The organism is Yersinia artesiana (genome assembly GCF_902726545.1).
GTDB classification, from domain to species: Bacteria; Pseudomonadota; Gammaproteobacteria; order Enterobacterales; family Enterobacteriaceae; genus Yersinia; species Yersinia artesiana.
On record NZ_CACVAD010000031.1, the window covers coordinates 41272 to 58684 of the forward strand.

Here is a 17413-nt window from a genome sequence, read left to right on the forward strand (position 1 = left end):
CTTGGGTATATGTCTGTGTTAAGATATGCCGATTCCCCGTTATCCTCAGAGTTTGTATGTTACACAATATTCGTATCGTTTTGGTTGAAACCTCACACACCGGCAATATGGGTTCGACAGCCAGAGCCATGAAAACCATGGGATTAACCAATTTGTATCTGGTCAATCCTTTAGTCAAACCGGATTCTCAAGCCATTGCGCTATCCGCTGGGGCCAGCGATGTGATTGGCAATGCCACCATCGTTGATACCTTGGATGAAGCGCTGGCGGGATGCAGCCTGGTGGTGGGTACCAGCGCACGTTCTCGCACCTTACCTTGGCCAATGCTCGAGCCGCGAGAATGTGGGGTTCGCAGTGCACGCGAAGCCGAACATGCGCCGGTCGCACTGGTGTTTGGTCGTGAGCGGGTGGGCTTAACGAATGATGAACTGCAAAAGTGCCATTATCATGTCGCAATCCCGGCTAACCCGGAATACAGTTCGCTGAATCTGGCTATGGCGGTGCAAATTTTAGCGTATGAAGTGCGCGTGGCCTTCCTTGATCGCCAGCAGACTGCCGCGCCAATAGTAGAAGAAGAGGAAGCTCCTTATCCGTTAGTGGATGACCTGGAGCGTTTCTATCTGCATTTGGAGCAGGTTTTATCTCATACCGGCTTTATTCGCCAGGCCCATCCGGGGCAGATTATGAGCAAATTGCGCCGTCTGTTTACCCGTGCGCGCCCGGAAGCCCAAGAGCTGAATATCCTGCGCGGGATGCTGACATCTATTGAGAAACAAGATAAATATCCACAACGTGGGGCAGATGGTAGCGAGCATAATGCTAAAAATTAATGCTTTATATCAATTGGTTATTATGAAAACTAACCCAAATTATTAGAAATGGAATAGTTAAATAATACTTGAGTGATTTACTAGGTTAAATAGTTGACTAAAACACTCAAGAATGTCAGAATTCTGGCTTGTTTTCACCAACAGGTAACTTTAGCTATGAGACTGACTTCCAAAGGCCGTTATGCCGTGACCGCCATGCTTGATGTGGCATTACATTCCCAGGACGGGCCAGTTCCTCTGGCAGATATTTCTGAACGTCAGGGGATCTCATTATCCTATCTGGAGCAGCTTTTTTCACGGTTACGCAAAAATGGCTTAGTGGCCAGCGTTCGTGGTCCAGGTGGCGGTTACCTGCTGGGTAAAGATGCATCCGCAATCGCGGTCGGTGCTGTTATCACCGCCGTTGACGAATCTGTCGATGCGACTCGTTGCCAGGGTAAAGAAGGTTGTCAGGGTGGCGATCGTTGCCTGACTCATACCTTGTGGCGTGATTTGAGTGAGCGCATCAGCAGCTTCCTCAACAACATCACATTGGCAGAACTGGTGAATAACCAAGATATTCTTGAGGTTGCGGATCGTCAGAATAACGATACGCGCCGTACGGCTAATGGCCGACCGCAAGAGACGATCAACGTCAATCTGCGCGCATAAGCAGAGTCTGCGGAATTTTACGTTTTGGAAGTGATGTACGGAGCATAAGAGCAATGACCGAATCAAAAATAAAGACACCGATCTATCTGGACTATGCAGCAACGACCCCGGTAGATCCTCGTGTCGCTGAAAAAATGATGCAGTATCTGACTCTGGACGGTATTTTCGGTAACCCTGCCTCTCGTTCTCATAAGTTCGGCTGGCAAGCAGAAGAAGCTGTTGATATTGCACGTAATGATATTGCTGCATTGGTAGGTGCTGACCCTCGTGAGATAGTCTTCACCTCCGGTGCAACTGAGTCTGATAACCTCGCGATTAAAGGTGCCGCTAACTTCTATCAGAAGAAAGGCAAGCACATCATCACCTGTAAGACCGAACATAAAGCTGTGTTGGATACTTGTCGCCAGTTGGAGCGTGAAGGCTTCGAAGTGACTTATTTGGCACCGCAGTCTAACGGTATTATCGACCTGAAACAGCTTGAAGCTGCGATGCGTGAAGACACCATCTTGGTTTCTATCATGCATGTGAATAATGAAATCGGTGTGGTGCAAGATATCGCGGAAATCGGCGAAATGTGCCGCAGTCGCGGGATCATTTTCCATGTTGATGCTACGCAAAGCGTCGGTAAATTACCGATTGATCTGAGCAAACTGAAAGTCGATTTGATGTCCTTCTCTGCCCATAAAGTTTATGGCCCGATGGGCATTGGTGCGCTGTTTGTTCGCCGTAAACCTCGTATTCGTATCGAAGCCCAGCAGCACGGCGGCGGTCATGAGCGCGGTATGCGTTCGGGCACTTTACCAGTGCATCAGATTGCGGGCATGGGTGAAGCTTACCGCATCGCCAAAGAAGAGATGGAAAGCGAAGCTGCCCGTCTGCGTTCACTGCGCCTGCGCTTGTGGAACGGTATTAAAGATATCGAAGAAGTTTACCTGAATGGCGATTTAGAGAATGGTGCACCTGGCATTCTTAACGTCAGCTTCAACTATGTTGAAGGTGAATCGCTTATCATGGCATTGAAAGATCTGGCAGTTTCATCGGGTTCAGCCTGTACTTCCGCGAGTCTGGAACCTTCTTACGTGTTGCGCGCGTTGGGGATGAACGACGAACTGGCTCACAGTTCAATCCGTTTCTCTCTGGGGCGTTTCACCACTGAAGAAGAGATCGACTACGCCATTGCGCTGGTACGTAAATCCATTGGCCGCTTGCGTGATTTGTCTCCGTTATGGGAGATGTTCAAGCAGGGCGTGGATATCAGTAGCATTGAATGGTCTCACCATTAATTCCAGACTTTAAGACTCAGGAGTAATCACATGGCTTACAGCGAAAAAGTAATCGATCACTACGAAAACCCACGCAACGTTGGGTCATTCGATAATGCAGACCCAACCATTGGTAGCGGCATGGTTGGCGCACCCGCTTGTGGTGATGTCATGAAATTGCAGATCAAAGTTAACGAAGCTGGCATCATTGAAGATGCGCGTTTCAAGACTTATGGCTGCGGCTCTGCCATTGCTTCCAGTTCTCTGGTAACTGAATGGATGAAAGGCAAGTCTCTCGATCAGGCTGAAGCGATCAAAAATACTCAGATCGCGGAAGAACTGGAGTTACCGCCAGTCAAAATTCACTGCTCAATTTTGGCAGAAGATGCCATCAAAGCAGCTATCGCCGACTACAAAAGCAAACATACTGCCAAGTAGTCTAATATAGATACCCCAAATAATTTGAGTTACAGGAAGGCGGCTAGCGCACTTGTAGCTTGAAGTATGAGGGGGATAAGTTATCAGAGTTGAGGAAGGTCTATGTCGATATCAATCAGCGACAGTGCTGCACAGCGGGTCAGCGCCTTTTTAAATAACCGTGGTAAGGGCTTGGGTCTGCGCTTAGGCGTTCGGACGTCGGGCTGCTCCGGTATGGCGTATATCCTGGAATTTGTTGATGAAATGAATGATGACGACATCGTTTTTGAAGACAAAGGTGTGAAAGTGATCATCGACGGCAAAAGCATGGTCTATCTTGACGGCACCGAATTGGATTTCGTCAAAGAAGGTCTGAACGAAGGCTTTAAGTTCAACAATCCGAACGTCTCCAGTGAGTGCGGATGTGGCGAAAGCTTTAACGTCTGACCCCTGTTTTGTCCCTACCTCAGGCACTTGTGCTTCATACAGCTCTCTTGCGTTATAAGAGGGCTGTATAACTTTCAGCTAAGCCATCACATATTCTTGAGCATGCTATGGATTACTTCACACTATTTGGGCTGTCGCCTCAGTACCTGATTGACGGTAGCCAACTCACGACCCGCTATCAGGAATTGCAGCGCCAATTCCATCCTGACCGTTTTGCCAATCAGCCTGAACGCGAGCGTTTGGCCTCATTACAGCAAGCCGCGACCATCAATGACGCCTACCAAGCCCTCAAGCATCCGTTAAAACGGGCTGAGTATATGCTATCTTTGCAGGGTTTTGATTTAGGCAATGAACAACATACTCTGCGTGATACCGCGTTTCTGATGGAACAATTGGAGTTGCGGGAAGAGCTTGATGCTATCGAACGCAGCCCGGATGCCGAAACGCAACTCGCTGCATTCAGTAGCCGCCTGGCTTTGATGACAAAAATGCGCAGCCAACTAATGGTTGAGCAATTGGATCAGCAACAGTGGGAACAAGCCGCTGATACGGTTCGGAAATTACGATTTCTGGATAAGCTACAGCAGCAGGTTGAGCAGCTAGAAGAGCGGCTGTTTGATGACTTCGTTTGATTTAAATATCGTATAAATTAATTAAAAATAAATAAAATCAAAGTGTTAATTAAGTTTTAATCACTGCAATGTCTGAATAGTTCTTATTAGAGCAGGATCGCTGGATAGATTTTGCTCTTTAGACTCATGATTGATGGAAGCTCAACATGGCCTTATTACAAATTAGTGAGCCTGGTTTAACTGCGGCACCACACCAACGTCGGTTGGCCGCAGGGATAGATTTAGGCACCACAAATTCATTGGTAGCCACGGTGCGCAGCGGTAAAGCGCAAACGCTGGCAGATGAACAGCTGCGGGATCTTTTGCCGTCGGTGGTTCACTATCAACAAAATAACATTGATGTCGGCTGGAATGCGCGCGATTTAGCTGCATTGGATCCGGTCAATACTATTAGTTCAGTCAAACGCATGATGGGCCGTTCTTTGGCCGATATCGTGCAGCGCTACCCTAATCTGCCTTACCAGTTTCAGCCTAGTGAAAATGGCTTGCCGATGATCCAGACTGCCAGCGGGTTAGTTAATCCGGTGCAAGTGTCTGCGGATATCCTAAAAGCATTGGCACAGCGGGCGCGTGCTGCATTGGAAGGTGAACTTGACGGTGTAGTGATTACCGTTCCGGCTTACTTTGATGATGCTCAGCGTCAGGGAACCAAAGATGCCGCCCGCTTAGCGGGGTTGCATGTGTTGCGTTTGCTTAATGAGCCGACCGCAGCGGCTATCGCCTATGGCCTGGATTCAGGCCAGGAAGGGGTGATTGCTGTTTACGATTTGGGTGGCGGAACATTTGATATCTCTATCTTGCGCTTAAGCCGTGGTGTGTTTGAAGTGCTGGCAACAGGCGGTGATTCTGCGCTGGGTGGGGATGATTTTGACCACCTATTGGCAGATTGGCTGCGCGAGCAAGCCGGTATTGATTCCCGTGATGATCATGGTGTCCAGCGGCAATTACTTGATGCGGCGATCGCGGCCAAAATTGCCTTGAGTGATGCCGAAGTTGCTGATGTCTCGGTAGCTGGCTGGCAAGGGCAAATTACCCGTGAGCAATTTGAAGCGCTGATCGCTTCATTAGTTAAGCGCACATTAATGGCTTGTCGCCGTGCGTTAAAAGATGCTGGCGTGACGGCTGACGAAGTGTTGGAAGTGGTGATGGTGGGCGGTTCGACCCGTGTGCCGTTGGTGCGTGAGCAGGTGGGGCAATTCTTTGGCCGCACGCCACTGACCTCGATTGATCCCGATAAAGTGGTCGCTATTGGTGCGGCGATCCAAGCAGACATTCTGGTGGGAAATAAACCTGACAGTGACATGTTGCTGCTGGATGTTATCCCGCTGTCATTAGGGCTGGAAACCATGGGCGGTTTAGTGGAAAAAGTGATTCCACGCAATACCACCATTCCGGTCGCCCGCGCGCAAGAGTTCACCACCTTTAAAGATGGTCAGAGTGCGATGACTATCCACGTGCTACAAGGTGAACGCGAGTTGGTGCAGGATTGCCGTTCCCTGGCCCGCTTTGCCTTACGTGGTTTGCCGCCGCTGCCAGCGGGAGGGGCACATATTCGTGTGACTTTCCAGGTTGATGCGGATGGGTTATTGAGTGTCACGGCGATGGAAAAATCCACTGGCGTGGAGGCATCGATTCAGGTGAAGCCTTCCTATGGGCTATCCGATGATGAAATTGCCAATATGATTAAAGATTCAATGGCGAATGCGCAAAGTGATATCGGCGCGCGTAAGCTGGCGGAACAACAAGTCGAAGCCTCTCGTGTGCTGGAAAGTTTACAAGGCGCACTGGCGGAAGACTCGGCATTACTCAGTGAGCAAGAAAGTACTGCTATCGCTCAGGCGATGGCGGCATTACAGCAGCAGATGCAAGGCACTGACCCACACGCAATCGAAGCTGCGATAAAAGCGTTAGATGCACAAACGCAAGATTTTGCCGCGCGCCGAATGGATGCTTCTATTCGCCGTGCTTTGGCTGGCCATTCAGTGGATGAGGTTTAATCATGCCCAAAATAGTATTTCTGCCCCATAAAGACCTTTGCCCGGATGGTGCCGTACTGGAAGCAACTCAAGGTGAAACCATATTGGATGTCGCCTTGCGCAATGGGATCGACATCGAGCATGCCTGTGAGAAATCCTGTGCCTGTACCACTTGCCACTGTGTGGTGCGGGAAGGTTTTGATTCTCTGCCAGAAAGTAGTGAACTGGAAGATGACATGCTGGATAAAGCCTGGGGTCTGGAGCCGGAGAGCCGCCTGAGTTGTCAGGCCAGAGTGACGGACGAAGATCTGGTGGTTGAGATCCCGCGTTATACCATTAACCATGCGCGAGAGCATTAATCATAAGCGAGGACATGATATGAGTTTAACCTGGCAAGATACCCGCGAAATTGGTGAAGCGCTATATGATCAATTTCCGGATACCGATCCGAAGACGGTGCGTTTCACCGATATGCACCAATGGATCTGCGACTTAGAAGATTTCGATGACGATCCGCAGGGATCAAATGAAAAAGTGCTGGAAGCGATCCTTCTGGTCTGGTTAGATGAGTTTGAATAAATACCTGAGGGTCGCACGAGCGGCCCTTTTTTCTATTGTTACTTTATAGCTGGCTGTTACTGTATAGCAGACAGTATTTTTCGAGTAGAACGTTTTGAACCGCCGTGGCTAACACAGGGCCGCGTATAACTAGCTGAATAACAGCAAAAAATAATAATGAAGAGGTTGTCATGACAGAAATAATGCAAGTATCCCTATCAAATAACCCAGCTGACGCCCGTTGGGGTGAGAAAGCTTTGCTCAGCACCGATGCTGAGGGGATAACGATTCATCTGACCGGTAATGGCAAGTTAGGGGCGATTCAACGTGCCGCCCGTAAAATCGACGGGCAGGGCATCAAACACGTAAAATTGGCCGGGGACGGCTGGGGTTTGGAACAAAGCTGGGCATTCTGGCAGGGGTTCCGTGGGCCAAAAGGCCAGCGCAGCGTGGAGTGGGCAGAACTGCCAGAGAACGAAAAAACCGAGCTGGAACAACGGCTAAAAATTATTGACTGGGTGCGCGACACCATTAATGCACCGGCAGAGGACTTGGGGCCAGAGCAACTGGCTAAAAACGCGATCGATTTACTGTGTTCAGTATCATGCGATGCTGTCAGCTATCGTATTACTAAAGGTGAAGATCTGCGTGAGCAGGGGTATGCCGGGATTTACACTGTCGGTCGCGGTTCTGATCGTGCACCAGTGTTGTTGGCGTTGGACTATAACCCAACCGGTAATCCCGATGCGCCAGTGATGGCGTGTTTGGTCGGTAAAGGTATTACTTTTGATTCAGGCGGTTACAGCTTGAAGCAGAGCGCTTTTATGGATTCGATGAAATCCGACATGGGGGGTGCTGCGACAGTTACCGGTGCATTAGCATTGGCTGCGGCTCGTGGCTTGAAAGAGCGGGTAAAACTGTATTTGTGTTGCGCAGATAATATGGTGAGCGGTAATGCCTTTAAGCTGGGTGATATCATTCGCTATCGCAATGGTAAGACGGTTGAAATCATGAATACTGATGCAGAAGGGCGCTTGGTATTAGCCGATGGCCTGATTGATGCTTCGGAACAGAATGCACCGCTGATTATTGATGCAGCAACCTTAACCGGCGCAGCGAAAACTGCCTTGGGTAATGATTACCATGCTCTGTTTAGCTTTGATGATCAACTGGCGCAAGAGTTGTTAAACAGCGCCAACAGTGAGCACGAACCTTTCTGGCGTTTACCGCTGGCCGAGTTCCATCGCAGCCAGTTGCCGTCTAATTTTGCTGAATTGAATAATGTCGCGGGTGCAGCCTACAGTGCTGGTGCCAGCACCGCTGCTGCGTTCTTGTCGCATTTCGTGAAAGAGTATCAGCAAGGCTGGTTGCATATTGACTGTTCTGCCACTTACCGCAAAGGCGCGGTTGAACAATGGTCGGCCGGTGCTACAGGTCTGGGTGTGCGTACCATTGCAAATCTGCTGCTGGCGAAAGCAAAACAGTAAGTTTGGTGAAGCAAGGGGCTAGCACACCTATGGGCACTCCGGCGGCTCACGCCGCTACGACCCAAACGGCATGCTTCCCCTTCGTCAAGCTTTGTAAGTTATCAATGGGGGCGCATTTGCGTCCCTTGGTTTGATCTGTTTGATGTACTTCTGGAGTAGAGCATGAGTGTGCCGCAGTCCCCTGATGATAAGCACGATCATCACCATCACGATGAAGACCAAAGTCTGGAATCCTTGCTAAAACTGGCGGCGACAGAGTCTATTTATCGCACCGCCTTTTTCCGTGCATTGTTAGATGCAACAGTTTTAGTGCTGGTGGACGATTCAGAGCAGCGCGGTGAAGACGGTGAAATGACATTCACTACGGGCAATGGGGTGAATATTCTGCATTGGGAAAAGCAGGATGGCGAATCGGTCATTCCATTCTTTACCTCGGTAGAGGTGTTACAGCAGGCGTTGGATATTGCCGAAGATCAACCCATTGACAGTGATAATCAGCCTTTTATCGCGATGCCAGTGCGGGTGTTATTTGAAATGACACAGGGCGCGCATCTGTTTTTGAATCCTAAATCAGAGCACGGTAAAGAGTTTTGGCCGCAAGAAGTGGCGATGTTACTGGAAAACGGCGGTTTGGCCCAAGCGGCAGAAATGGTCGTGGATAAAGAGAGTCAAATTCTGCTGGGGCAGCCGGAAGAATACCCGACGGCAATGGTTGATGCTTTGATTCAACTGTTCAGTCAACGCAAACCGGTGCGGCGTGCATTTCTGGCGCTGATGCATGATAAGAGTGTGGATGAGAAACCTAACTTGTTGATTGGGCTGGAAGTAGATGGCTCTATTGATGAGATTGACCAACTGATTCAAGAGGCCGGCACTGTAGCCAGTGACCATGCGCCTGATGATGGCCCGGTCGATTTTTGCGTGGTAAATGAGAACGAACGGGGAGTCAGTCACTATCTGATGACCCATACCCAGGCGTTTTATCAGCGCAGATGGGGTAGTTGGCTGCGCAATGTGATTCCTTCAGTTAATCATTAATTATTAGTCATGGGGCAAGATATGAACCACAACGGATTGCAGCGGTTAATGTCGAAAATGAAAGGGTACAGGGCTGCCCTGTTCGTCAGTACCTTCTTGTTATTGGCGGGCTGCGATGATGGGAGCAAAAATAAGGATGTAGTAGCACCATCAGCCCCAGCGACTACACAGGTGAGTGAATCGGCAGCGAAAGCGCCGTCGAGACAAATAAACGATGCAAATAAGTTAGCGGAATTGACAAAACAGCATGCTGGTCAGCCGCTCACTTTACTGGATGCCTCTGAGCTACAACTCGAGGGGGCCAGTGCTATGGTGCTGACTTTTTCGCAACCATTGGATCCCAAACAAGACTTCTCCGCACGGGTTCATTTGGTTGATACCGTCAGTGGAAAAATAGACGGAGCCTGGGAGCTGTCTGACAACCTGATGGAGCTGCGGCTACGCCATCTTAAACCTGAGCGTAAATTACTGCTGACTGTCGATGGCACGTTGCAAGGTATCGGCGGAGGCGAGCTGGGTAAACAACAGCAGCAGGAAATAACCACTCGCGATATCAAGCCAAGTGTCGGTTTTGCCAGCAAAGGTTCTTTGTTACCGGGTAAATTGGCCCAAGGCTTGCCGGTGATGGCGCTCAATGTTGATAGCGTTGATATTAATTTTTTCCGCATCAAGCAGAGCAGCCTGGCGAATTTCCTCGCAAGCTGGCAGTACCGCAGTGCGCTGTCGAACTGGGAATCAGATGAATTACTGAAAATGGCCGATCTGGTCTATACCGGCCGTTTTGACCTTAACCCTGCCGCCAATACCCGCGAAAAATTATTACTCCCATTAGCCGATATCAAGCCGTTGCAAGAGTCGGGTGTCTATCTGGCGGTGATGCAACAAGCCGGGCAATACAGCTACACCAATGCCGCCACCTTATTTACCCTGAGTGATATTGGCGTTTCGTTGCACAGCTATCATGACCGGATGGATGTCTTTACTCAGGCGTTGGCCGGTGGGGCGGCACTGAAAGGTGTGTCGCTACAGTTGCTGGATGAAAAAGGCCAGGTGCTGGTACAAGCTGAGACTGATGGTCAGGGCCATGCGCAGCTAGAAAAGAATGCTAAAGCAAAATTGCTACTGGCCGCGCAAAACGGGCAGACCAGTCTGATTGACCTCAATGCGCCGGCGCTGGATCTGGCTGAGTTTGATATTGCCGGGCCAGAAGGTTTCCAGAAACAGTTTTTCGTCTTCGGCCCGCGCGACTTGTATCGTCCCGGAGAGACGTTAATTGTCAATGGGTTGCTGCGTGATGCCGATGGTAAACCTCTCACTGCCCAGCCGGTTAAAGTGGATATTCTCAAGCCCGATAATCAAGTGGTGCGCAGTTTTGTCTGGCAGCCACAGGATGGTTTGTATCAATACCAGTACGCGATTGCAGAAAATGGCCCGACCGGCGAGTGGTCATTGCGCATGAATTTGGGCGATAACCAGCCGCGCCTGTACAAATTTAAAGTGGAAGACTTCCTGCCAGAACGGATGGCACTTGAGATTGCCACCCATAAAGAACCGATCGCCACCGACAGCGAAGCCAGTTTTGTCATCACTGGCCGCTATCTGTATGGCGCTCCGGCAGCCGGTAACCGATTGCAAGGCCAATTATTCCTGCGCCCACTGCGCGAAGCGGTGGCCTCATTACCCGGTTTTGAATTTGGTTCGGTTATCGAAGAGAACCTTTCGCGTACCCTGGATGAGTTCGATACCACACTCAACAGCGACGGCCAAACTGACGTTGAAGTTGATAACAGTTGGCAGAATGCGCAATCACCACTGAAGCTGATTTTACAGGCCAGTTTACTGGAGTCCGGCGGGCGGCCAGTCACGCGGCGTGCTGAGCAAGCTTTGTGGCCAGCCGATGCGCTGGTCGGTATTCGCCCGTTGTTCAACAAGCAGCAAGTTTATGATTATCGCAGTGACAGTTATAAATCACAGGCGATGGTCGATCAGGACAGCACGGCTGATTTTGAGATTGTTTATGCCAATGCTGATGGTGAAAAACTGGCGGCGAAGGGTCTGAAAGTGAAGCTGGTGCGTGAGCGCCGCGACTACTACTGGCAGTGGTCAGAAAGTGATGGCTGGCAGTCACTGTATGATAAAAAAGATCTGACACTGGCAGAGCAGTCAGTGAATGTTCCGGCAGGCGGTAGCGCTAAAGTCAGCTTCCCGGTGGAGTGGGGCGCATATCGTATTGAGGTGAGTAATCCAGATAATGAATTAGTCAGTAGCTCCCGATTCTGGGCCGGTTACAGTTGGCAGGATAATACCGCAGGCAGCGGTGCTGTCCGGCCAGATCAGGTCAAACTGGCACTGGATAAACCGGCTTACCGCCCCGGCGAAAAAGTAAAACTGCATATTGAAGCACCGGCTGCCGGTAATGGCTATCTGCTGGTGGAATCCAGTGATGGCCCATTGTGGTGGCAGGAAGTGACCATTCCGGCTGGGGGCGCTGAAGTCGAAGTGCCGATTAATAAAGAGTGGAATCGTCATGATTTATATCTCAGTGCGACAGTGATTCGCCCTGGTGATAAGTCACAGCAGGCGACCCCAAAACGCGCCATTGGTTTGTTGCATCTGCCGCTGGTTGATGAAACCCGCAAATTAGCACTAGAGCTGGAATCGCCTGAGCGCATTCGTCCTAATCAGACCTTAACGGTCAAAGTGAAAGCCAGTCGCAGCGGTGCGCCGTTACCTGAAAAAGTGCAGGTATTACTATCGGCGGTCGACAGCGGGATTCTGAATATTACTGATTACGCCACGCCCGATCCCTATGACGCCTTCTTTGGCCGCAAGCGCTACAGCGCCGACCAATATGATGTTTATGGGCAACTCATTGAAGGGCAGGGGCGTTTGGCAAGTCTGCGCTTTGGGGGGGATGGAGATGACGAAGACGCGCTATCCCGCGGCGGTAAAAAACCGATAACTGAAGTCACGATCGTGGCGCAACAGGCCCAGCCGGTGACATTAAACGCGCAAGGTGAAGGCACTATTGAGCTGGCTATTCCGGACTTTAACGGTGAGCTACGCCTGATGGCGCAAGCCTGGAGTGAGGAAGATTTCGGTAAAGCTGAGTCTAAGGTGGTGGTCGCGGCTCCGCTAATTGCCCAACTCGCTACTCCGCGCTTCCTGGCGGGAGGGGACAGTACCCAACTGGCATTGGATTTAAGTAATCTATCCGGTCAGCCGCAAACGCTGTCACTTAACTGGGCCGCCAGCGATTTACTGACACTCAATGGCGCGCCAACCCAAACTATTTCGCTGGCAAATGGCGAGCGCAAAACTGTGCTGATCCCGGTACGGGCGTTGAATGGTTTTGGTCAGGGCGATATCGGCCTGACTATTACTGGCATGGTGTTACCCAATGAGAAATTGCCCGACTATCAGCATCATTGGAAAATAGGTGTGCGGCCAGCGTATCCTGCCCAGACGCGCCATTTCGCCAATGTATTGCATAGCGGTGAAAGTTGGAGCCTGCCAGCGGAGGCCACCAAAGGTCTGGCTCCTGAAACGCTGCAAGGGCAACTGCTGATAACCAGCCGGCCACCGCTGAATTTAGTGCGCTATATCACTGAATTATATGCTTATCCTTATGGCTGTCTGGAGCAGACAGTGAGCGGGTTGTATCCGTCGTTGTACAGCAATTATGCTCAACTGACGGCGCTCGGTATCAAGGCCGACAGTGACGAAAAACGGCGTAAAAGCATTGATGTCGGTATCGAGCATTTGCTCAGCATGCAGCGCTATAACGGCGGTTTCGGTCTGTGGAGCAATGATAGCCCGGAAGAATTCTGGCTGACGGCGTATGCCACGGACTTCCTCTATCGCGCCAGCCAGCAGGGTTACAGTGTGCCGGTGGCTGCGCTCACGGCGGCGAATAATCGTTTGCAGCGCTATTTGCAAGATCCGAGTCAAATTGAAATTCGTTACAGTGAACAGACCAAACACACGCGCTTTGCGGTGCAAGCTTACGCGGGCCTGGTACTGGCACAACAGCAGCAGGCTTCACTGGGTGCCTTGCGCCAATTGTATACTCGCCGCGATGATGCGCGTTCCGGTTTGCCGTTGGTGCAACTGGGCGTCGCACTGAAATTGATGGGGGATATGCCGCGCGCCAAAGAAGCCATTACACAAGGGTTGAATACCACCCGCAGTGATAAAGACTACTGGCTGGAGGATTACGGCAGTTCATTGCGCGATGATGCTCTGATTTTGGCGCTGCTAACTGACAATAACCTGCTGGCGCAAGATCGTGATACGCGCCTATTGGCACTGTCTGATGCGCTGACCAGCCGTAACTACCTGTCAACGCAGGAGAGCAATGCGGTATTCCTCGCCGGCCGCACATTGATGAGTGGGGCAGAAACGCCGTGGCAAGTGGCGATTGCACCGCAAGTTGAGCCAATTGAACAGGCCGAAACATTGACGCAAAGTGCGGCATTGAATCAAAACTGGTCGGCACAACAATTGGCGAGCGGGATGCAATTACAAAACCGCGGCGACGTTGCATTGTATAGCCGCGTGAATGTGGTGGGATATCCGCAGCAAACGCCAGCGCCATACAGCAACAATTTACATATCACCCGCAGTTATATTGGGCTTGACGGTCAGCCGCTGCGCTTATCCCAATTGAAGAGTGGCGAGTTAGTTCTGGTGCATTTAGATGTCTGGGCTGATAAACGGGTACCCGATGCGCTGGTGGTCGATTTGCTGCCAGCCGGTTTGGAACTGGAAAACCAGAACCTGGGCGACAGCAGCGCCAGTCTGGGGGAGAGTGCCAGCAGTGTGACCGAGTTGATGCAGGATATGCAGCAGTCCGATATCAAACATCAGGAGTTCCGTGATGACCGCTATGTTGCCGCCGTTAATGTTGATGCTTACCGCCATACGACATTGTTATATCTGGCGCGCGCAGTGACGCCAGGTATTTATCAGGTGCCTGCGCCACAGGTGGAGTCGATGTATGTTCCAGATTGGCGGGCGCTGGGCAGCACGGTGCCGCAGCTCGAAATAGTTAAGTAAACACTTACTCCCCTTTTGCGGTTACAGGTAAAAGGGGAGTTACCTATCCTTGATGCTAAAAACATACTTTTCCCGTCATCGCCGTAAAATCTGGCTGCTGGCGCTTATTGTGGTGCTGCTTCCGGCTATCTTGTGGCTGGCGGACAAGCGCTGGCCGCTTCCATTGACTGAAGTACAAGTCGCGCGGGTGGTGGTCGCCGAAGATGGGACACCGTTATGGCGCTTTGCCGATGCTGACGGGGTTTGGCGCTATCCGGTGACGCTGCAAGAGGTGTCTCCTTATTACCTACAAGCGCTGCTGACCTTTGAAGACCGCTGGTTTTATTCTCACCCCGGCGTGAACCCATTGGCTCTGGCCCGCGCCGCCTGGCAGGATTTGCGCGCAGGTAAGATTCTGTCTGGTGGCAGCACACTTTCGATGCAAGTTGCCCGCCTGATTGACCCACATCCCCGCACATTAACGGGTAAGTTACGCCAAGTGTGGCGAACGGCTCAGTTGGAATGGCACTTTTCTAAAGACAAAATTCTCGAAATTTATCTTAACCGCGCCCCTTTCGGTGGCACGTTGCAAGGCATTGGCGCGGCTAGCTGGGCATATCTGGGCAAGCCGCCCTCACAATTAACGCCGGCAGAAGCCGCATTATTGGCCGCATTGCCCCAGGCTCCGAGCCGCTTGCGCCCGGATCGCTATCCACTGCGAGCTAAAGCCGCGCGCGATAAAGTGCTCAGTCGGCTGGCGGATTATCAGGTGTGGCCGGTTGAGCAGGTGGCTGATATCAAACAAGAAGATATCTGGCTGGCACCGCGTCAGGTTCCGCAATTAGCACCATTGTTAGCCCGGCGCTTAACGGCGGGTAACCAGCGGGAAGTGATTAACACCACTGTGGATGCAGGTTTGCAGCGCCAACTAGAAGACATGGCGGCAGGTTGGCGTCACCAACTTCCTGAGAAAACCTCATTGGGGTTGCTGGTGGTAGACCATACCACCATGAATGTACGTGCTTACCTCGGCTCGGTCGATTTCCAAGACAACAGCCGCTTCGGTCATGTGGATATGGTCAGTGCCTGGCGCTCGCCGGGATCAACACTGAAGCCATTTCTATATGCCATGGCATTGGATGATGGTCTGATCCATGCTGAATCACTGTTGCAAGATGTGCCGCGCCGCTTTGGCGATTATCGGCCCGGTAATTTTGATACTGGTTTCCACGGCCCGGTCAGTGCCAGCGAGGCTTTGGTGCGATCCTTAAATCTGCCAGCGATACAGTTACTCGAAGCTTATGGCCCGAAACGTTTTACTGCCAACTTACGTAATGGCGGTTTGAACTTACGTTTTCCACTGCACAGTGAACCCAGTTTGGCGGTGATCCTTGGCGGCACAGGGTCCCGGCTGGACCAATTAGTCGCAGCCTACAGTGCTTTTGCGCGGGGCGGAATGGCGGCAACATTGCGGTTCGAACCTCAACAGCAGTTGCAGGAGCGGCGCTTGTTTTCACCGGGAGCGGCGTGGATTACCCGACGAATTATGGCGGGGGAAGCTCGCCCATTACCAGACGATATTTTACCCGCCACGGTACCGTTGGCATGGAAAACCGGTACCAGCTATGGCTACCGTGATGCTTGGGCGATTGGTATTAATGCGCGCTATACCATTGGTGTGTGGGTCGGTCGGCCCGATGGGACACCGGTCGCTGGGCAGTTTGGTTACGCCACTGCTATCCCTATCCTCAATCAAGTCAATAACTTGCTGATGACGGGGTTACAGCAAAATGGCCGCCAATTACCTCTCGACCCCAGGCCGTCGTCTGTCAGCCGCGCAGAGATTTGCTGGCCGGGGGGGCAGCCGCTCGCCGCTGGCGACAGTAATTGCCGGCAGCGGCGGCAAAGCTGGGTTCTGGATGGCACCCTTCCGCCGACACTTGCCGCACCTGGGCAGGAAAATACGCAGGGCAGCCAGTTCACTATTTGGTTGAATCCACAAGGCCAGCGAGTTGCCGCTGATTGCCAGGGCGCTACGGCGGTCGCATTAACGTTGTGGCCCCTACCACTGGAACCCTGGCTACCCATGGCCGAGCGCCGCAGTCATCGGCTGCCTGCGGCAAGTCGTGAATGCCCGCCTCAAGGCGATATTGAAGCTGCGCCGCTATTGGTTTTAGGGATACGCGATGGTGCGGTCGTGAAACGATTACCGGGCCAAAATCGTCTTGATCTCCGCTTAGAGGCACAAGGAGGGCGTGGACAAAGATGGTGGTTCCTCAATGGAGAACAGGTTGCGGTGACCGATAATAATCAATCATGGATACAAACCTTATCTGTGCCGGGTCGCTATCAACTTAATGTATTGGATGAAAGCGGGCTGGTGGGTAATCTAGTATTTCGCCTGGAATGAATTAATAGAATAAATCAATTAATGGCAACACATAGTCGTCTTTTATATTCTATTATTAATTAATGTTTTTGTGATAAATAAAATAATGTTATGATTTTGATTTGTCCGATAAATTAACTCTAGCATAGGTATTCCGTATTATGATTTATGGCTGGAGGATGACTAGATGATTTATAACGTTCCATTTATAATGCTATTCTTAATAATATTAACAACTAATGTTTTTGCAGAACAACCGAGAATATGTTTTTTTGCCGATGAGAATTATCAAGGAAGATCTATTTGCGCTACTCAGGGGCAAGCGGTAAGTAATCTTAAAACAGAATGGAATGATAAGATATCATCGATTCACATTCCTCCAGGAATGATGGTTACCACATTCAAAGATATCAATTTTTCAGGTGAAAATTTAACATTTAAGGAAAGTGTCAATTTAGGTCTCTCCCGCCGCTGGACAAGTTTAAATAATGCAATTAGTTCTTTTAAAGTCAGAAGTGCAGCCTGTTTTTATACCAATGATAACTTTATTGGTGAATCTATTTGTATCTCAGGTAATGAACGGCTTGATTTATATAATGAAAGTCATGGCCGGAAATCTCATATGTTAAATCCCCTTAATGATAGAATTAGATCTATTCTATTGCCAGAGGATACTCAAACTATTATCT

14 protein-coding genes are annotated in these 17413 nt (G+C 50.7%); all 14 read left to right on the plus strand.

What is annotated here, in order from left to right; genetic code table 11:
• Nucleotides 1-56: 56 nt before the first annotated feature.
• Nucleotides 57-830 carry a tRNA (cytosine(32)/uridine(32)-2'-O)-methyltransferase TrmJ gene (gene trmJ / locus HU019_RS12215; protein ID WP_174848528.1) on the plus strand — a complete coding sequence of 258 codons (774 nt, stop codon included), beginning with the start codon at nucleotides 57-59 and terminating at the stop codon, nucleotides 828-830.
• Between the two features lie 156 nt (nucleotides 831-986).
• Nucleotides 987-1481, plus strand: a complete 495-nt coding sequence (iscR, locus tag HU019_RS12220) for a Fe-S cluster assembly transcriptional regulator IscR (protein ID WP_004707916.1) — start codon at nucleotides 987-989, stop codon at nucleotides 1479-1481.
• Nucleotides 1482-1549: 68 nt separating this feature from the next.
• Complete coding sequence (locus HU019_RS12225) at nucleotides 1550-2764, plus strand: IscS subfamily cysteine desulfurase (protein WP_026018100.1); 1215 nt, start codon at nucleotides 1550-1552, stop codon at nucleotides 2762-2764.
• Between the two features lie 30 nt (nucleotides 2765-2794).
• On the plus strand, nucleotides 2795-3181 hold the full coding sequence (gene iscU / locus HU019_RS12230) for a Fe-S cluster assembly scaffold IscU (protein WP_005159510.1): 387 nt from the start codon (nucleotides 2795-2797) through the stop codon (nucleotides 3179-3181).
• Nucleotides 3182-3283: 102 nt separating this feature from the next.
• Nucleotides 3284-3607, plus strand: coding sequence for an iron-sulfur cluster assembly protein IscA (gene iscA / locus HU019_RS12235; protein ID WP_004702422.1), 324 nt, complete (start codon nucleotides 3284-3286; stop codon nucleotides 3605-3607).
• A gap of 107 nt (nucleotides 3608-3714) precedes the next feature.
• Complete coding sequence (gene hscB / locus HU019_RS12240; protein WP_174848529.1) at nucleotides 3715-4239, plus strand: co-chaperone HscB; 525 nt, start codon at nucleotides 3715-3717, stop codon at nucleotides 4237-4239.
• 146 nt (nucleotides 4240-4385) lie between these two features.
• The gene (gene hscA / locus HU019_RS12245) at nucleotides 4386-6236 is read left to right on the plus strand and encodes a Fe-S protein assembly chaperone HscA (RefSeq protein ID WP_174848530.1); all 1851 of its coding nucleotides are present in this window, start codon (nucleotides 4386-4388) and stop codon (nucleotides 6234-6236) included.
• A 2-nt stretch (nucleotides 6237-6238) separates the two neighbouring features.
• A complete protein-coding gene (gene fdx / locus HU019_RS12250) occupies nucleotides 6239-6574 on the plus strand; it encodes an ISC system 2Fe-2S type ferredoxin (RefSeq protein WP_004713939.1) in 336 nt (111 codons plus the stop codon).
• Nucleotides 6575-6593: 19 nt separating this feature from the next.
• Nucleotides 6594-6794 carry a Fe-S cluster assembly protein IscX gene (gene iscX / locus HU019_RS12255; protein ID WP_004702435.1) on the plus strand — a complete coding sequence of 67 codons (201 nt, stop codon included), beginning with the start codon at nucleotides 6594-6596 and terminating at the stop codon, nucleotides 6792-6794.
• A 170-nt stretch (nucleotides 6795-6964) separates the two neighbouring features.
• Nucleotides 6965-8260, plus strand: coding sequence for an aminopeptidase PepB (gene pepB, locus HU019_RS12260; protein WP_174848531.1), 1296 nt, complete (start codon nucleotides 6965-6967; stop codon nucleotides 8258-8260).
• 162 nt (nucleotides 8261-8422) lie between these two features.
• Nucleotides 8423-9298, plus strand: a complete 876-nt coding sequence (gene sseB / locus HU019_RS12265) for an enhanced serine sensitivity protein SseB (RefSeq protein WP_174848532.1) — start codon at nucleotides 8423-8425, stop codon at nucleotides 9296-9298.
• A gap of 21 nt (nucleotides 9299-9319) precedes the next feature.
• A complete protein-coding gene (locus tag HU019_RS12270; protein WP_174848533.1) occupies nucleotides 9320-14356 on the plus strand; it encodes an alpha-2-macroglobulin family protein in 5037 nt (1678 codons plus the stop codon).
• A gap of 52 nt (nucleotides 14357-14408) precedes the next feature.
• Complete coding sequence (gene pbpC / locus HU019_RS12275) at nucleotides 14409-16745, plus strand: peptidoglycan glycosyltransferase PbpC (RefSeq protein WP_174848534.1); 2337 nt, start codon at nucleotides 14409-14411, stop codon at nucleotides 16743-16745.
• Between the two features lie 166 nt (nucleotides 16746-16911).
• Nucleotides 16912-17413, plus strand: a 502-nt coding sequence (locus HU019_RS12280) for a peptidase inhibitor family I36 protein (protein ID WP_235921489.1), incomplete at its 3' end; no start/stop codon positions are given.